General features: G+C 61.5%; 14 protein-coding genes. 5 read left to right on the top strand and 9 right to left on the bottom strand.

Annotated elements, in window-relative coordinates; all coding sequences use genetic code 11:
* Positions 1-4: 4 nt before the first annotated feature.
* Positions 5-937 carry a DUF1499 domain-containing protein gene (locus AC13RE_RS08190; protein WP_488483645.1) on the bottom strand — a complete coding sequence of 311 codons (933 nt, stop codon included), beginning with the start codon at positions 935-937 and terminating at the stop codon, positions 5-7.
* Between the two features lie 241 nt (positions 938-1178).
* Between AC13RE_RS08190 and AC13RE_RS08185 the strand changes: the two genes are divergently transcribed.
* Both AC13RE_RS08185 and AC13RE_RS08180 read left to right on the top strand, forming a co-directional pair.
* A complete protein-coding gene (locus AC13RE_RS08185; protein ID WP_488562592.1) occupies positions 1179-1595 on the top strand; it encodes a hypothetical protein in 417 nt (138 codons plus the stop codon).
* A 91-nt stretch (positions 1596-1686) separates the two neighbouring features.
* Positions 1687-1968 (top strand): hypothetical protein, encoded by a 282-nt coding sequence (locus tag AC13RE_RS08180; RefSeq protein ID WP_488562591.1) that lies wholly within the window; start codon positions 1687-1689, stop codon positions 1966-1968.
* A 25-nt stretch (positions 1969-1993) separates the two neighbouring features.
* Here AC13RE_RS08180 and ppdK read toward each other — a convergent pair whose 3' ends face one another.
* The 5 genes from ppdK to AC13RE_RS08155 all read right to left on the bottom strand — a co-directional run bounded on the left by ppdK (position 1994) and on the right by AC13RE_RS08155 (position 11290).
* Positions 1994-4660, bottom strand: a complete 2667-nt coding sequence (ppdK, locus tag AC13RE_RS08175) for a pyruvate, phosphate dikinase (protein ID WP_488562590.1) — start codon at positions 4658-4660, stop codon at positions 1994-1996.
* 168 nt (positions 4661-4828) lie between these two features.
* Complete coding sequence (locus AC13RE_RS08170; RefSeq protein WP_488562589.1) at positions 4829-6154, bottom strand: hemolysin family protein; 1326 nt, start codon at positions 6152-6154, stop codon at positions 4829-4831.
* A 137-nt stretch (positions 6155-6291) separates the two neighbouring features.
* Positions 6292-9753, bottom strand: coding sequence for a chromosome segregation SMC family protein (locus AC13RE_RS08165; protein WP_488562588.1), 3462 nt, complete (start codon positions 9751-9753; stop codon positions 6292-6294).
* Positions 9754-9939: 186 nt separating this feature from the next.
* Positions 9940-10629, bottom strand: coding sequence for a DsbA family protein (locus AC13RE_RS08160; RefSeq protein ID WP_015339097.1), 690 nt, complete (start codon positions 10627-10629; stop codon positions 9940-9942).
* A 166-nt stretch (positions 10630-10795) separates the two neighbouring features.
* Positions 10796-11290 (bottom strand): DUF721 domain-containing protein, encoded by a 495-nt coding sequence (locus tag AC13RE_RS08155; protein WP_488562587.1) that lies wholly within the window; start codon positions 11288-11290, stop codon positions 10796-10798.
* A gap of 95 nt (positions 11291-11385) precedes the next feature.
* On the opposite strand from AC13RE_RS08155, the gene mutY reads away from it, so the two are divergent.
* Genes mutY through AC13RE_RS08140 form a run of 3 tightly spaced genes read left to right on the top strand, consistent with a single transcriptional unit; the run spans position 11386 to position 13481 of the window.
* Positions 11386-12474 (top strand): A/G-specific adenine glycosylase, encoded by a 1089-nt coding sequence (mutY, locus tag AC13RE_RS08150; RefSeq protein WP_488562871.1) that lies wholly within the window; start codon positions 11386-11388, stop codon positions 12472-12474.
* A gap of 22 nt (positions 12475-12496) precedes the next feature.
* Positions 12497-13111: an HAD family hydrolase gene (locus AC13RE_RS08145; RefSeq protein ID WP_488562586.1), complete on the top strand. Its 615-nt coding sequence runs from the start codon at positions 12497-12499 to the stop codon at positions 13109-13111.
* Between the two features lie 4 nt (positions 13112-13115).
* On the top strand, positions 13116-13481 hold the full coding sequence (locus AC13RE_RS08140; protein ID WP_488562585.1) for a nuclear transport factor 2 family protein: 366 nt from the start codon (positions 13116-13118) through the stop codon (positions 13479-13481).
* A 173-nt stretch (positions 13482-13654) separates the two neighbouring features.
* On the opposite strand, the gene AC13RE_RS08135 is transcribed toward AC13RE_RS08140, so the two are convergent.
* From AC13RE_RS08135 to AC13RE_RS08125, 3 genes are all read right to left on the bottom strand, one after another.
* Positions 13655-14785 (bottom strand): site-specific DNA-methyltransferase, encoded by a 1131-nt coding sequence (locus AC13RE_RS08135; RefSeq protein ID WP_112412417.1) that lies wholly within the window; start codon positions 14783-14785, stop codon positions 13655-13657.
* Between the two features lie 157 nt (positions 14786-14942).
* A complete protein-coding gene (locus AC13RE_RS08130) occupies positions 14943-15290 on the bottom strand; it encodes an antibiotic biosynthesis monooxygenase family protein (RefSeq protein ID WP_488562584.1) in 348 nt (115 codons plus the stop codon).
* On the bottom strand, positions 15287-15616 hold the full coding sequence (locus AC13RE_RS08125) for an NIPSNAP family protein (RefSeq protein ID WP_488483653.1): 330 nt from the start codon (positions 15614-15616) through the stop codon (positions 15287-15289). Before AC13RE_RS08125 ends, AC13RE_RS08130 begins: the two co-directional genes overlap by 4 nt.
* Between the last annotated feature and the right edge of the window lie 17 nt (positions 15617-15633).

The following is a 15633-nucleotide window of genomic DNA, read 5'->3' as shown; positions in this document are numbered from 1 at the left end:
CATCTCAGCTTCCGGCGATGCCGAGCAGTTCCGCATCCAGTGCCTTTAAATAGTCATCGGCCAGATCGGCGCTGACGCCGAGATCATCCTGGCCATAGCGGGAGGCGACCCGAATATCGACGAGCGTCGTTTCCGCCTCCTCGCGAATGCGGATCAATATATCGCATGGCAGGCCGAAGATGCGGGTTCGTGTTTCACCCTGCAGGATCACGTCGGTATTCTGGCGGATGAGTTCCGCCACTCCATCACGGAAAGGACGCGGGGTCGGCACGGGAACGATGGCAGGCACATCGCCGGCTACACTGTCACCCTGCGCCGGATTGACAGTCTGCGGGCGTGTACGGCGTTTCGGCTTCACGTTGCCGTTCGGGTCCGCGACATCGGCGCCTTCAGCCTTGACGATGGTGATGTGGCGATCATGCGCGACCTTGCGCACCGCTTCCAACACGCGGTCGGACGCACCTTCATAACGCCGACTGATCAACGCGGGATAGGCCTCGAACTGCGCCTCGCGTTCCTGCTGCGTGACCAGATGGCGCGGCGGCAGCCACAGTTGCCGCGCATCCGGGGTCGCCAGCCAGTCCGGCGGATCGTTGAGGTCGGTCGAAATCTCATAGATGTGCGGGCGCGTCCAGTAGCGCTCAACACCGAGGCCGAGAATGGCGAGCGGCAGAGCGGCATAGACAAGCGCCTTGACGGCGGAGACGCCGCCGATGGCAGCGCTCTGCCAGAGCTGCGCCAGCCCGACCAGCGCCAGCAGCACCGCCAGGATCGCGCAGCCGGCAGAAATCAGTAGCAGCAGGACGAAATAAGGCGTTTCCAGCGGCGCAAAACGGTGGCCGATCAGCGTCACGCCACAGAGCACCAATGCAAATGAAGCGATCAAACGCGCGGCACGGGCGGCATGTGAAACAGGACGGTCGAAACGAATGGTCATCAAAGGCTCTTCGGCGCGTCGGATCGGAAGCCGGATGCACCGAATCCCGGAAAGCGACTTATGTTTAGATCAAGAAGTGCCGAAAATAAATCGAATGTCACGGCATCGTCGTCCAATGTTTTGTCGAAGCTCAAACCAGTAACGCCTAGACCAAAAACGTGAGCACTTGCTTAAATTCCTAAAAAAGGCCATTCTTTAGCGTTTTATCGAGGCTGTGAAAGGACTTGATGAGATGGAACCGATGCTTTCTCAAGACGTCGCGGCCCAGTCGCTGCCGGGAGTAGCGATTACCGGAGCCGAAGCGAGCGACCCGTTTCTGCCGCTGGAACTGCTTGAACTGGAGCTTTCGCTCGAGGGTTTTTCCGGTGGCGAGCCCGGCTTCTGCGAAGCCGTGCGCAAGGCCGCTTCGGCCGTACAGGGCGATTTCCTGTTCGATCTGCCGGCTGAAGGGCTGATACCGGATTGCCGCAGATTGGCGGTGCTGCGAATTCCGGAAGGAGACGCGACGATGCGCACCCTCTTTGCCGCGCTCGACGAAGATGGCGCGGAAATCCGCCTCCTGCAACCCGACGGGGAGACCGAGCATCTGCTGCGCTTCGCCGATGCCTTCGTCGATCTCTTGCAGCGGATGCCGGCAAAGCCGAGGGAAGCAGCATAAGCAACCCTGCCTGCGGCGGAATACGCCTTTCGCGCCACCACGCGCGGCGCTATAGTTTTTGCCTGTAAATCCGCATTCAGGATAACATGTCATGCGTATCGCAGCTTCCGTACTATCTCTCCTCGCCATCATGCTTGTGCTCTCCTCCTGCCAGACGGCCGAGCAAATTCGAGCAGCCGACGAGTCCAGATGCAGCGGTTATGGCTTCAAGCCAAGCAGCCAGAATTTTGCCAATTGCCTGATGAATCAGGATCTTAGCCGGCGCGCGGATCAGCGGGCTTTCATGGAAAGCAATGACGACTTCTTCTGGGGTCCGACCGTCGTCGTTGGCGGCCCGGGATATTACTATCATCGCGGCTACTGGCGCCACTGATCCACGAACATCCAGATTTGGAAAATCACGCCCGCCCTTTGATCGCCGCCTGCGCCGCCGCAAGCCGCGCAATCGGCACGCGGAAGGGGGAACAGGACACGTAGTCCAGCCCGATATCCTCGCAGAAATGGATCGAGGCGGGGTCGCCGCCATGCTCGCCGCAGATGCCGAGCTTCATGTCGTTGCGCGTGCGGCGGCCGCGCTCCGACGCTATGCGAATGAGTTCCCCGACACCATCGAAATCGAGCGAAATAAAGGGGTCGTGCTCGATGATGCCCTTGCGCTGATAGGTCGGAATGAAGGCAGCGGCGTCATCGCGTGACATGCCGAATGTCGTCTGGGTCAGGTCGTTCGTGCCGAAGGAGAAAAACTCGGCAGCCTCCGCGATGATATGGGCGCGCAAGGCTGCGCGCGGCAGCTCGATCATCGTGCCGACGAGATAGTCGATCTTCATCTTCGCTTCGGTCATGACGGCGCGCGCCACCTCATCGATGCGGGCCTTGACGTAATCCAGCTCAGAGCGCAGACCGACCAGCGGCACCATGATTTCCGGCACGACCGCCGCGCCTGTTTCGCGCGCGGCGAGAACCGCGGCCTCGAAAATGGCGCGTGCCTGCATTTCGACGATCTCCGGATAAGAAATCGCCAACCGGCAGCCGCGATGGCCGAGCATGGGATTGAACTCGTGCAGCGCATCGACCCGCTGGCGCAGCGCGGTAGGCTCCATGCTCATGATCCCGGCCACTTCGGCGATCTCCTCATCCGTCTTCGGCAGGAATTCGTGCAGCGGCGGATCGAGCAGGCGGATCGTTACCGGCAGGCCATGCATGATGGTGAACAGGCCGGTGAAATCGAGCCGCTGCATCGGCATGAGCTTGGCAAGGGCGGCACGGCGCCCCGCTTCGTCCTCCGCAAGGATCATCTCGCGCATCACATGGATACGGTCGCCTTCGAAGAACATGTGCTCGGTGCGGCAAAGGCCGATGCCCTCGGCGCCGAAAGAGCGAGCAGCCCGTGCGTCGGCAGGCGTGTCGGCATTGGTGCGCACCGTCATGCGGCGCGAGCGGTCTGCCCAGGCCATGATGCGCCCGAAATCGCCCGAAAGCTCCGGCTGGATCATGGGCACTTCGCCCTTCAGCACCTGGCCGGTGGAGCCGTCTATCGTGACGATGTCGCCCTTCTTCAAGGTGACGCCGATGCCGATCAGCTTTTCATTGCGAATGTCGATGCGCATGGTTCCGGCGCCGACAACGCAGGGAATGCCCATGCCGCGGGCAACGACGGCCGCGTGGCTCGTCATGCCGCCGCGGGTGGTTAGGATCGCCTCGGCGGCATGCATGCCATGAATATCTTCAGGGCTCGTCTCGATCCGCACGAGGATCGCCTTGCGGCCTTCTTCCTCGGCAACGATCGCCTCTTCTGCGGTGAACACGATTTCGCCCGTCGCCGCACCCGGCGATGCTGGGAGACCGGAGCCGATGACCTCGCGGGGGACGCGCGGGTCGATCGTCGGATGCAGAAGCTGATCCAGCGACGTCGGATCGATGCGGGAAACCGCCTCGTCTTCGGTAATCAGCCCCTCGTCGACCATGTCGACGGCGATCTTCATCGCCGCCTTGGTGGTTCGCTTGGCATTGCGGGTCTGCAGCATCCAGAGCTTGCCGCGCTCGATGGTGAACTCCAGATCCTGCACGTCGCGGTAATGCGCTTCCAGCTGCGCGCAGATGCTGCGGAACTCGGCAAAGGCTTCCGGCATCAGCTTTTCCATCGACGGCTTTTCATAGCCGGAGGCGATGCGGGCGACTTCCGTAATACTTTGCGGCGTGCGGATGCCGGCAACGACATCTTCGCCCTGCGCATTGACGAGGAATTCGCCGTAAAGCTCCTTCTCCCCCGTCGATGGATTGCGCGTAAAAGCAACGCCTGTCGCGGACGAGTTGCCGAGATTGCCGAACACCATCGCCTGAATGTTGACGGCGGTTCCCCATGCCTCGGGAATATTGTGCAATTGGCGATAGGTGACGGCGCGCGCATTCATCCAGCTGGCAAAAACGGCACCGACAGCGCCCCAGAGCTGAACCTCCGGCTCCTGCGGAAAGGCTTCGCCCAACTCTTCCTCGATGACGCTCTTGTAGATCGAGACGACATGCTGCCATTCGACGGCGGTGAGATCCGTATCGAACTCATGGCCGAAGCGCGCCTTTTCATCCTCGAGAATCTCTTCGAAGACCTCGTTGTCGAGGCCCATGACGACATCGGCATACATCTGGATGAAGCGGCGGTAGCTGTCCCAGGCAAAGCGCGCGTCCCCGGCATCATGGCCGAGGGCCTGCACCGTGGCGTCGTTGAGGCCGAGATTGAGGACGGTATCCATCATGCCCGGCATCGAGGCACGGCCGCCGGAACGCACGGAAACCAGCAGCGGCCGCGCGGTATCGCCGAACCTGCGTCCGGTAATGGCCTCCATCCGCTGCAAACCCCGCATGACCTGCGGCTTCAGCTCTTCGGGAATCTTGCGGCTATTCTTGTAATAGAAGGTGCAGACGTCGCTGACGATCGTCAGGCCCGGCGGAACCGGCAGGCCGAGATTGCACATTTCCGCAAGATTTGCGCCCTTGCCGCCGAGCCGCTCAAAATCGCCGGCGCCCCCCTCGGCCTTGCCGTCGCCGAATGTATAGACCCAATTCGTCATTGTCTCCGTCCAACTCCTCCGGTTGAACTTAATTCACTGCAGTACAAATGAAAATCGACAAATATGGCAAAATGTTGCACTGCACAATAAATATGCCCTGAATGCTCCCGATTTCAACCGATTGATCGAAATCGAGAGCCTCCGGGTCCATCCAGAGCGACTTGATGGCTAAGCTTGCGGTTCGCGCCGGGCCAGAATCTTGTCGATGCGCATGCCGTCGAGATCGACGATCTCGAAATGCCAGTCGCCGAAGGAGAAGCTTTCACCCACCTCGGGCAGATGGCCGAGCTGATAGAGTGCAAAGCCCGCGAGCGTATGGAAATTGACCTCCTCCTCGCTGAAGCGAAGCCCCAGCCGCGCAAAGGCGTCATAGACGGGCATCATGCCTTCCATCAGCAGCGATCCGTCGGCCCGCTCGACGACATCGGGCGTGTCGTTGTCCATATCGGGCAGGTCGCCGGCGATCGCTTCCAGCAGATCCGTCTGGGTGACGATGCCTTCGAGGCTGCCATATTCGTCGATCACCATGGCGAGGCGGACCGGCGCGCGCTTGAAGTTTTCCAGCACCTTGAAGACGGCCGTTGACTCATGAACGACCAGCGGCTGGCGGATGACGGCCATCGGGTTCAGCGGTTCGCCGTTCAGAAGCTGGTCGAGCAGATCCTTCTTCAGAATCATACCGATCGGCTCGTCGATCGAGCCGCGGCCAACGAGAAGCTGCTCGAAGCGGCTTTCGCGGATGGTCTTCTGCATTTCCTCCGGCGGATCTTCGGCATCGATCCATTCGACCTCCAGCCGCGGCGTCATGATGTCGGAGACATCGCGGTCGCCGATGTTGAAGACGCGCTCGACCAGATCCTGCTGCGCCTGTTCCAACAGGCCCGCCTCCTGGCTTTCAGCGATCAGGAGCTTGATCTCGGCGGGCGAATGCAACGACCCCTCGCCGGCACCGGGGCGCAGGCCGAAGAGACGAAGAACGAGATTGCCAAGGCCGTTCAGGACGGTGATTGCCGGACGCAGCAAGAAGAGGAACAGGCCAAGCGGCCGCACGACACCAAGAGCCGTGCCCTCGCTGCGCTGCAATGCCAGGCTCTTCGGCGCGAGTTCACCAAGCACGATATGAAGCGCTGTTATGATGATGAAGGAAATGGCAACGGCGATCGCATGCGATCCGGCCGCAGCCCACGTTCCGGGGAGAAAATCGAGCAGAGGTTCGAGCAGATGAGCAAGAGCGGGTTCACCGACCCAGCCAAGCGCCAGCGAGGAAATGGTGATGCCGAGCTGCGTGGCCGCCAGATTGGCATCGAGATTATCGACCGCCTTCTGCAGCGCCTTGGAATTCATCCGCCCTTCGGCGACGAGTTCCGTCACGCGACTGCGGCGAACGGACACCAGAGAGAACTCCGCCGCAACGAAAAAGCCGTTGGCAGCGACGAGCAGCAATACGGCAAGTATTCCGAGAACATCGAAAATACCGCCAGTCGAGTCAGACATACTTCCCTTCCGGGCGGATCAGCGCCCATGTTGTTGATCGAAATACGAAACTAGCATGCTTTCATGATGCGCGGCAGCCGACGCAGCAATTTCTTGTCGAAACGGGAACAGTTTTCTCAATCCAGACGTGGAGCAGCTCAAGCGATTTCGCGCAGCCGCTCGGCGGTCTGCAGATCGACGGACACGAGCTGGGAGACGCCTTGCTCCGCCATGGTCACGCCGAAGAGCCGATTCATGCGGGCCATGGTGATCGGATTGTGGGTGATGACCACGAAGCGGGTCTCGGTGGAGGCCGCCATTTCGTCCATGAGGTTACAGTAGCGCTCGACATTGTGGTCATCGAGCGGAGCGTCCACTTCGTCCAAAACGCAGATCGGCGCGGGATTGGTGAGGAACACCGCAAAGATCAGCGCCATGGCCGTCAGCGCCTGCTCGCCGCCCGAAAGCAGCGTCATGGTCTGCGGCTTCTTGCCGGGCGGGCGGGCGAGAATTTCGAGGCCGGCCTCCAGCGGATCGTCCGACTCAATCAGCTGCAGTTCCGCGGTGCCGCCGCCGAAAAGATGGGTGAACAGGCGCTGGAACTGCGCATTGACGACGTCGAAGGCAGCGATCAGACGTTCGCGGCCCTCGCGATTGAGGCTCTGAATCGCGCCGCGCAGCTTCCGGATGGCGTCGATAACGTCGTCGCGCTCCTTGATCAGCGCCTGCAGCCGCTCCGTCAGCTCCTTGCTCTCCTCCTCGGCACGCAGATTGACGGCGCCAAGACGCTCGCGCTCGATCTTCAGCCGCTCCAGCTCGCGTTCGACTTCACGGAGATCAGGTACATTCTGCGATGGCGAAAGGCCGGTCAGGCGCATGGCTTCATGCGGCTCGACATTCAGGGACTGGCGGATGCGCAATTCGCTTTCCTGCCGCCGTTCGCGCGCCGAGACCAGCCGCTCCTCGACGCGGCCGCGCTTCTCACGGCTTTCCGCCAGTTCGGAGAGGGCCGTGGTCGCATGACGATCGGCCTCGCGCTGAACGACCTCCGCTTCGGCAAGACGATCGGCAGCATGGCGTCGAGCCTCCTCCGCCTTCTGAAGCTCATTCATCAAGGCGCGACGCTTGTCATCGAATTCATCGGGGGCGAGATCGAGTTCGGCCGCTTCGTCTCGCGCTTCCTCCTCACGGTCGCGCAGCGTCTGAATGTGCTCCTCGGCGCTGGCAGCGCGCTGGCGCCAGGTATCGCGCTCCTGCCGGATCGCCAGAAGACGGCGCTGCCGCGCCTCGTTTTCGCGGTTCAGGCCTTCGTGTCGCGCCCGAGCTTCGGCCAGGACGCCGCGATCCGTCGCGACTTCAGCCTGCTGGTCGCGCAGCTTCAGATCGATAGCGTCGAGATTCGGCGCATCTTCCAGTTCGATGCGGGCATTCTCATCCTGCACAGCCACATCTTCCAGCTGCTCCTGCAGCCGGCTGACGGCCTCGACGATGACGTCGCGACGGCGGATGAGATCGCCGGACGCGCGCTCCGCTGCAGCGAGCGCTTCGCGCGCCTCGGCCAGATGCCGGGCGGCAAGGCGGCTGGCGTCGCGGGCGGTGGCCAAACGACCCTCTTCGGCCCGGATCGCATCGGCGGCTGCCGCAAGGCGCTCCTCGGCCTCGGCTAGCACATCACGCGCAAGCTCGGCTTCGGCCTCCAACTCGGAAAGACGATTCTTCTGGGCGAGCCGCAGGGCAGCCGCGCTCGGCGCATCCGCTCCGGTCACATGGCCATCCCAGCGGAACACGGCGCCGTCCCTGGTCACCAGCCGCTGCCCCGGCTTCAGCTCGGGCATCAGTCGCAGCGCATCTTCCACCGAAACAATGCCGATCTGCCGCAGGCGCCGCGTCAGTGCCGCCGGCGCGCCGACATGGGTAATCAAGGGGGCGGCACCTTCCGGCAGAGCCGGGTCGCCGGCACCACTGCCATTGTCGGACCAATAGACCGGCGCCTTGGAATCGAGCGAGGATTCCAGATCGTCCCCGAGCGCTGCGCCAAGTGCCGTCTCGAAACCACGGTCGACGCGCAGCTCCTCAGCCACGGATGAAAAAGCACCGGAAGTATCACCCGCCGCCAGCATCTTGGAAATGGTGCGCGCTTCGGTTTCGAGCGCGTTCAGATGCGCCCGCGCCTGCTCGACCGGACCGCGGGACAGCGCCTCGGTTTCGCGCGCCCTGGCGAGAACCGCTTCGATACGCTGGATTTCGCCCTCCGCATCGGCGACGACATTCTCAGCCGCCTCGACCATGTCGCGCTTTTCGCTTGGGTCGGGCAGATCCGACATCTTTTCGTCGATGGCGGCAAGCTCGTTGTTTGCTTCGCCGGCCTGCCGCTCGAGCCGCATCTTACGATCGGCGAGATCGCGGATGGCGCGCTCCAGTTGATTGCGGGTGGCGGCAGCTTCGGCGCGTTCTGCGGTCAGAACAGTAAAAACCCGCTCGCTGTCGGCGAGCTTGGCAGCGGCTTCCTCGAAGGCGATACGCGTCTCTTCCGCGAGCCGGCCGGAATCGGCGAGGATGTCAGCAAGATCAGCCTCTTCTGCGTCCAGCTTGGCAAGGATGGACGCGTTATCGGCGACAAGGCGCTGTTCGCGGCTGATGTCCTCCGCCAACTGTGCCAGCCGACGGATCAATTCATCCCGCCGACGCAGGATGCGGTTGACATCCTCCTCCAGCTGCGAGCGGGCGATCTGCAGACGCTGCAGCGCGGCGGCGGCCTTTGCCTCATCCTCGCGCAGTTCCGGCAGCTTGAAACTGGCAATGCCCTGCGCCTTTGCCGCTTCCATCTGGATCTGCGCCTTTTCGGCGACCAGCACGGTCGCCTGGTTGAGCGCGCTATCGGCCTCGGCCTCGGCTTCCTTGGCCTGCACCCAGCGGATATGCAGCAACATGGCCTCGCGGGCGCGGATATCGGCGGAAAGCATCTTGAAACGGTTGGCCTGGCGCGCCTGACGCTTCAGGCTTTCGATCTGGCTTTCGAGCTGCGACGTCACATCGTCAAGCCGCTCGAGATTGCTTTCGGCAGCACGCAGACGCAGCTCGGCTTCATGCCGGCGCGAATGCAGGCCGGAAATGCCTGCTGCCTCTTCCAGAAGCTGGCGTCTGGCCTGAGGCTTTGCCTGGATCAGCTCGCCGATACGCCCCTGCCCCACCATGGACGGCGACCGGGCGCCAGTGGAGGCATCGGCAAACAGCAGCTGCACATCCTTGGCGCGCGCTTCCTTGCCGTTGATACGATAGACCGAGCCCTGCTCGCGTTCGATGCGGCGCGTGACCTGAATTTCGTCGCTGTCGTTGAAGGCGGCAGGTGCGGTGCGGTCACTATTATCGAGGTAGAGGCCGACTTCGGCGGTGTTACGGGCCGGGCGGTTGCCGGATCCGGAGAAGATCACGTCGTCCATGCCGGAGGCGCGCATGTTCTTGTAGGAATTCTCGCCCATCACCCAGCGCAGTGCTTCGACAAGATTGGACTTGCCGCAACCGTTCGGGCCGACGACGCCGGTCAGGCCGCGCTCGATGACGAATTCCGCCGGTTCGACGAAGGATTTGAAGCCGACGAGTCTCAGCCTGTTGAATTTCATAGGCTGATCTCCACCCTTCCCTTGAGAGGGCGGATCGGACTGGAGGTGGGAGGTGGAACGATCAAGCGTTCACCCCGGAAATCATCCTCATTCGCGCGGTCCGCGCAACCTCCTCCCTGGAGGCGGACGTCATAAAAAACAGGCGTGCGGCCCCAGCCGCCCGCCTGTGATGTAAAAAGGCGCGGATCAGAGCAGGCTGTCGATAAGCTTCGACATGGCAGCAATAGACATGTCCCCTGCATAGCGCTTGCCATTGATCAGGAAGGTCGGCGTGGCATTCACGCCGAAATCCTTGGCTGCGCGTTCCCGTACAGAGTTGACATCATCCAGAAGCTTCTGGTTCGTCAAGCATTTCGTGAAGCTATCCTCAGTAAAACCAGCGAGTTTCGACATCTGGAGCAATGCCGCGCGGCCGTCGACGTCAGGCGAGGCCCAGGCGATCTGCTGCTTGAACAGCATTTCGACCATCGGCATGTACTGTTCCTGCGGGGCGCAACGCGCCAGCATGAAGGCTGCAGCAGCGCGCGGATCGAACGGGAATTCGCGGATGATGAAGCGAACCTTGCCCGTATCGATGTATTTCTGCTTGATCGTGTCGAAAGTCGTGACGGCAAAATGCGCGCAGTGCGGGCAGGTCAGCGACATGTATTCGACGATCTTGACGGGCGCATCTTCCTTGCCGAGCGCGATCTCCGGCAGCGGGCCGGGCTTCAGCACTTCGTTCATGTCGACATTGCCGTCGGACGGCGGCACTTCATCTTCGGCAGTCGCGGCGGATGCGGTGCCGGCAACGGCAGAGAACGCCACGGAGAGGGCTGCAACGGCAGAGCCGCCCAGCAGATGGCGTTTGGTCAAGAGCATGTCGGACATCGGCATAGAGTCACCCGTCGTTAAAGAGGCTTCGAATGTTTCATGCGATATAACGGCAGCTTGCCGCTAACAAGGCACGGTTGGCCAACTTTCTTCAAAGAATTGTGACCGGGGGAAGACAGACAACTTAAATTCTGTCCACAATTGGCGAAACCGGCCGTTCAGCCTGACCTTATCGCCGCTTCCAGGCCATGGCCGTGCCGAGCCGATGAACGGCGGCCCGGATCTTTTCATCCTCGATGCCATCCATCATATCGGCTAGCTTGCGCGCCGCCTCGCCCTTCAACGGCGGCGGTGTGCGGGAGCGTTTGGAGGCGACCGAGACCGGCTTCTGCACGATGCGGATCTGATGGACGGCATAGAAACCGAAGAAGCTGTTGATGCGCTGAATGAGTTCGCCCTGGGCGTGGGTCAGGAAGAGTGCGCGGGCGCCCTCGCAGGCGATCGTCAGCACGCCGGGTTGATAGCGGTCATCCATGCCAGGGCCGGTTCGCCTGGCCCAGGCGATCTTTTCCGGCCGCGTGCAATCGGCAAAGTCCTCGCCGGCGATCTCGTCCCAGCATCCGAGCAGTGTCGTGTTGATACCGGCGCGTTTTGCCAGCACCGGATCGACGATACCGTTGGTCAGCTCGGATATCTGCTTTTCGCCTTTTCGGGGATAACTCATCTCAATCGGCTTCCGGTGCATGCTTTGTGCATCGCGGACCTTGATCGCCCGACGCAGCTTGGCCAAGTATAGAGCACTTCCCCTCGACGCGGCAAATCATGACCACGACTTTAGAATCCCCCACGGCCGCACGCCTGCTTGCCTGGTACGACCGACACCACCGCGACTTGCCCTGGCGGGTCTCGCCGCCGATGGCCGCGCGCGGCGTCAAGCCCGACCCCTATCGCGTCTGGCTGTCGGAAGTGATGCTGCAGCAGACGACCGTGCCGGCGGTCAAATCCTATTTCGTCAAATTCCTGGAGCGCTGGCCGACGGTCGATGATCTCGCTGCGGCTGCGAATGAAGACGTCATGGCGGCCTGGGCGGGGCTCGGCTACTACGCCCGCGCCCGCAACCTTAAGAAATGCGCCGAGGCGGTAGCAGCCGATCACGGCGGCCGCTTTCCAGATACTGAGGAAGGCCTGCGCGCTCTGCCCGGCATCGGCGATTATACATCCGCCGCCGTCGCTGCAATCGCCTTCAATCGCCAGGCAGCCGTGATGGACGGCAATGTCGAGCGCGTCATTTCCCGCCTCTATGCGATTTCGGCGCCGCTGCCCGGCGCCAAGCCGCTGATGAAGCAGAAGGTCGCCCTGCTGACGCCGGCGGACCGGCCGGGCGATTTCGCCCAGGCGATGATGGATCTCGGCGCGACGATCTGTACGCCAAAGCGTCCGGTCTGTTCGCTCTGTCCCTTCAACGGCGCTTGTCAGGCGCTGGCTGGGCATGATCCCGAGCAATTCCCGGTCAAGGCGGCAAAGAAGGAAAAGCCGGTGCGCCAGGGTGCGGCTTTCGTTGCCGTCAATGACGAGGGCGAGATCTTCCTGCGGCGGCGTGTCGAAACCGGGTTGCTGGGCGGCATGACGGAAGTGCCAACGACGGGCTGGACGGCGCGCATCGACGGCGAGACCGGCATCGAGGCGGCCCCCTTCCCGGCCGACTGGCAGCCGGCGGGCACGGTGACGCATGTCTTCACGCATTTCGAACTGCGGCTGTCGATCTGGCGTGCCAAGTCGGTCTCGCAGAATGACAACCATGACGGATGGTGGGCGCCGGTTACAAATCTTGAAGACCAGGCACTGCCTACAGTCATGAAAAAAGCGATCGCGCAGGCTATTCCCAATGCGTTCGCAAAAAGCGTTTAGAGCTAAAATCAGGAATTCATTCATGACGACGGAAATACGGCATATCGTTTTCGATATCGGCAAGGTTCTCATCCACTATGATCCAAACCTTCCCTACAGCCGGATCATTCCGGACCATGCCGAGCGCGAATGGTTTTTCGCCAATGTCTGCACTCATGAATGGAACCTTGAGCAGGATCGCGGCCGCACCTGGAGCGATGCCGAGGCGCTGCTGATCGCTGATCATCCCGAACGGGCAGAACAAATCCGCAGCTTCCGCAAACATTGGCATGAGATGGTTCCGCATGCGTATGACGACAGCGTCGCCATTCTGGAACAGCTTATCGCGGAAGGCCGCGATGTCACCATGCTGACCAATTTCGCCTCGGACACCTTTCGCGAGGCGCAGGAGCGCTATCCCTTCCTCAAGAAGCCACGCGGCGTGACGGTTTCCGGTGATATCGGGCTGATCAAGCCGGATGTCGCGATTTATGACACCCACGCCAAGAGCTTCGACCTCGATCCGGCCTCGACGATTTTCATCGACGATTCCTATCCGAACGTCGAAGGGGCGCGCGCCGCCGGATGGCATGCAGTTCACTTCACAGGCGCCGAGAAGCTGCGCAGCGACCTCGCCGCCCATGGCATAAAGGTTTGAGCCGATGACCTTCGATCCCTCACAACGCATCGATCTGTTCCATGACGCAATCAATCGCCTCGACTATGAGGCGATCGAGAACTTCTTCGCCGAGGATGCCACCTATGTCTCCAACGGCGTCGGCAGCCTTGCCGGCCGTGCGGCGATCATGGAAGCCTTCCGCGGCTATTTCGACACCTATCCGGACCAGACGGCATCGAATTCCCTCGTGGAAACGCTGACGCCGCTGTCCGGCCGCGCCATCTGGTCTGTCCGGGCCACCAACAGCAAGACGGGCAAGCCGCTGATCCGCGAAGGCGAGGAAACGATCACGTTTAACGAAGACGGCCGTGTCGTGCGCGTCGACGTCACGGATTATAAAGACTTCTGAGATCCGAAGCTAAAAACCCAGGGCCTTACCGTACAATATATCCGATAAGGCCCTGGGTGTTTCGTCTTCTTCCCAACTGGAGGTACACGACGGAAGAAGACGGATATGTCGATCTGAAAGGCGTCCGGCAGCCGTGGGGCGGCTTTGAAACCGGAACCGTCTAGCGGTTGAGACTACTCAACCTTGGCCAGATCGCTGCGGATGATGGCTCTGAGTTCGTCGATCGGGCGCAGGGAACGACCATCGTCGAAATGCCAGAACATCCACCCATTGCATGCATCAAGGCCCTGGACTTTCGCGCCAAGGCGATGAATGGAGCCGGCCTCGCCACCAGAGGCAACCGTGCCGTCGGCGCGGACGATGGCGCTATGGCGGCGCTTGGCATCCGTCAGCACCTGGCCGGGCTTGATGAGGCCGCTTTCGATAAGCACATTGAACGCCACGCGGACTTCGGCCTTCTTGCCGGTCATCACGGTCAGTTCCGCCTTGCCGAGCGGTTCTACGGCGGCGATGCGGGCGCTGGCCGCGTCGATATAATCCTGCTCGCGCTCGATGCCGACGAAGTGGCGGCCGAGACGCTTGGCAACCGCACCGGTCGTGCCCGATCCGAAAAAGGGATCGAGAATGATGTCGCCGGGCTTGGACGAAGCCATGATGACACGGGCCAGCAGCGCTTCCGGCTTCTGCGTCGGATGCACCTTCTTGCCGTCGTCGCCCTTCAGCCTCTCATTGCCGTTGCAGATCGGGAACAGCCAGTCCGAGCGCATCTGCACGTCGTCGTTGGCGGCCTTCATGGCATCGTAGTTGAAGGTATAGCCCTTGGCCTTGGCGTTCGGACTTGCCCAGATCATCGTCTCATGCGCGTTCTGGAAGCGGCGGCCCTTGAAATTCGGCATCGGGTTGGTCTTGCGCCAAACGATGTCGTTGAGGATCCAGAAGTTCAGATCCTGTAGGGTCGCGCCGACGCGGAAGATATTGTGATAGGAGCCGATGACCCAGATCGTGCCCGTCGGCTTCAGAACGCGGCGGCAGGCGAGCAGCCAGGCGCGGGTGAAGGCATCATAGGCTTCGAAGGAGGCAAACTGGTCCCACTCGTCATCGACGGCATCGACCAGCGACTGATCCGGACGGTGCAGCGTGCCGCCAAGCTGGAGATTGTACGGCGGGTCGGCGAAGATGACGTCGACGGATTGATTGGGCAGTGCCTCAAGAGCGGCCACGCAATCGCCCTTGATGATCGTGTCGATCCAGGACCCCGGAACGGCTGAAGTCCTGAGGTCGGCAAGCGGGAAAACTGACGCCATTTGATACTCGCTGTTACACTTACTCGGTGCTCTTAATTGAGTGTTATGGTTACCTAACTTGGTTACCAAAGACTAAAGCGGCGTCATATTTTCTGCATTCCCGACGAAGCCGCCGAGAATGCAGGCCTCGTCAAAAGGCGCTATCGCGTTGAAAGCCCTAGATATCGTGTACTGCGTGGCTGTCGTCTGGCGCTTCTGCGCGTTCCGTCATCCCGTAATCACGAAGCACCTGCGCGACACGCAAACGATAGTCGGCAAAGACCGTCTTGCGCCCCGCTTTCTGGGCGGCGCGATGCGCCTCACGGTTTCGCCATTCGCGAACGGCTCCCTCGTCGCGCCAGAAGGACAGCGACAGGATCTTGCCCGGCTGAGTGAGGCTCTCGAAGCGTTCGATGGAGACGAAACCGTCGATGGCCTCCAGTTCCGAACGCAGCCTTACTGCGATGTCGAGATAGTGCTGACGTTCGTCGGGGTGGGGAACGACTTCGAAAATGACTGCAATCATGGCGATATCCTTGGAGCGTGCGGCAGGGAGATATTTTTCAGGAAGATGCGATCCTCCTGCAAGATGAAACGCTCGCGCCGGGCTAGATCAAGATTGGCCCGCGCCAGCGGATCGGCGGCGAGGCTCTTGCGATAGGCCTCGTAGGCGGCGAGATTCTCGATGTTGTAGATGCCATAGGCCGTTGTCAGCGAGCCCTCGTGCGGTGCGAAATAGCCAATCAGGTCGGCGCCGTTGCGCGGAATGACCTGGCCCCAGGCCTTGCCATATTCCGCGAAGGCTTCCTGCTTGAACGGATCGATCTGATAGCGGATGAAACAGGTGATCATTGGCTTTCTCCTTTGCT

This window comes from Martinezella sp. CNPSo 3959, assembly GCF_057784355.1.
The sequence above is the reverse complement of the archived record's forward strand: the minus strand, read 5'-3'. Positions and strand labels throughout refer to the sequence as shown.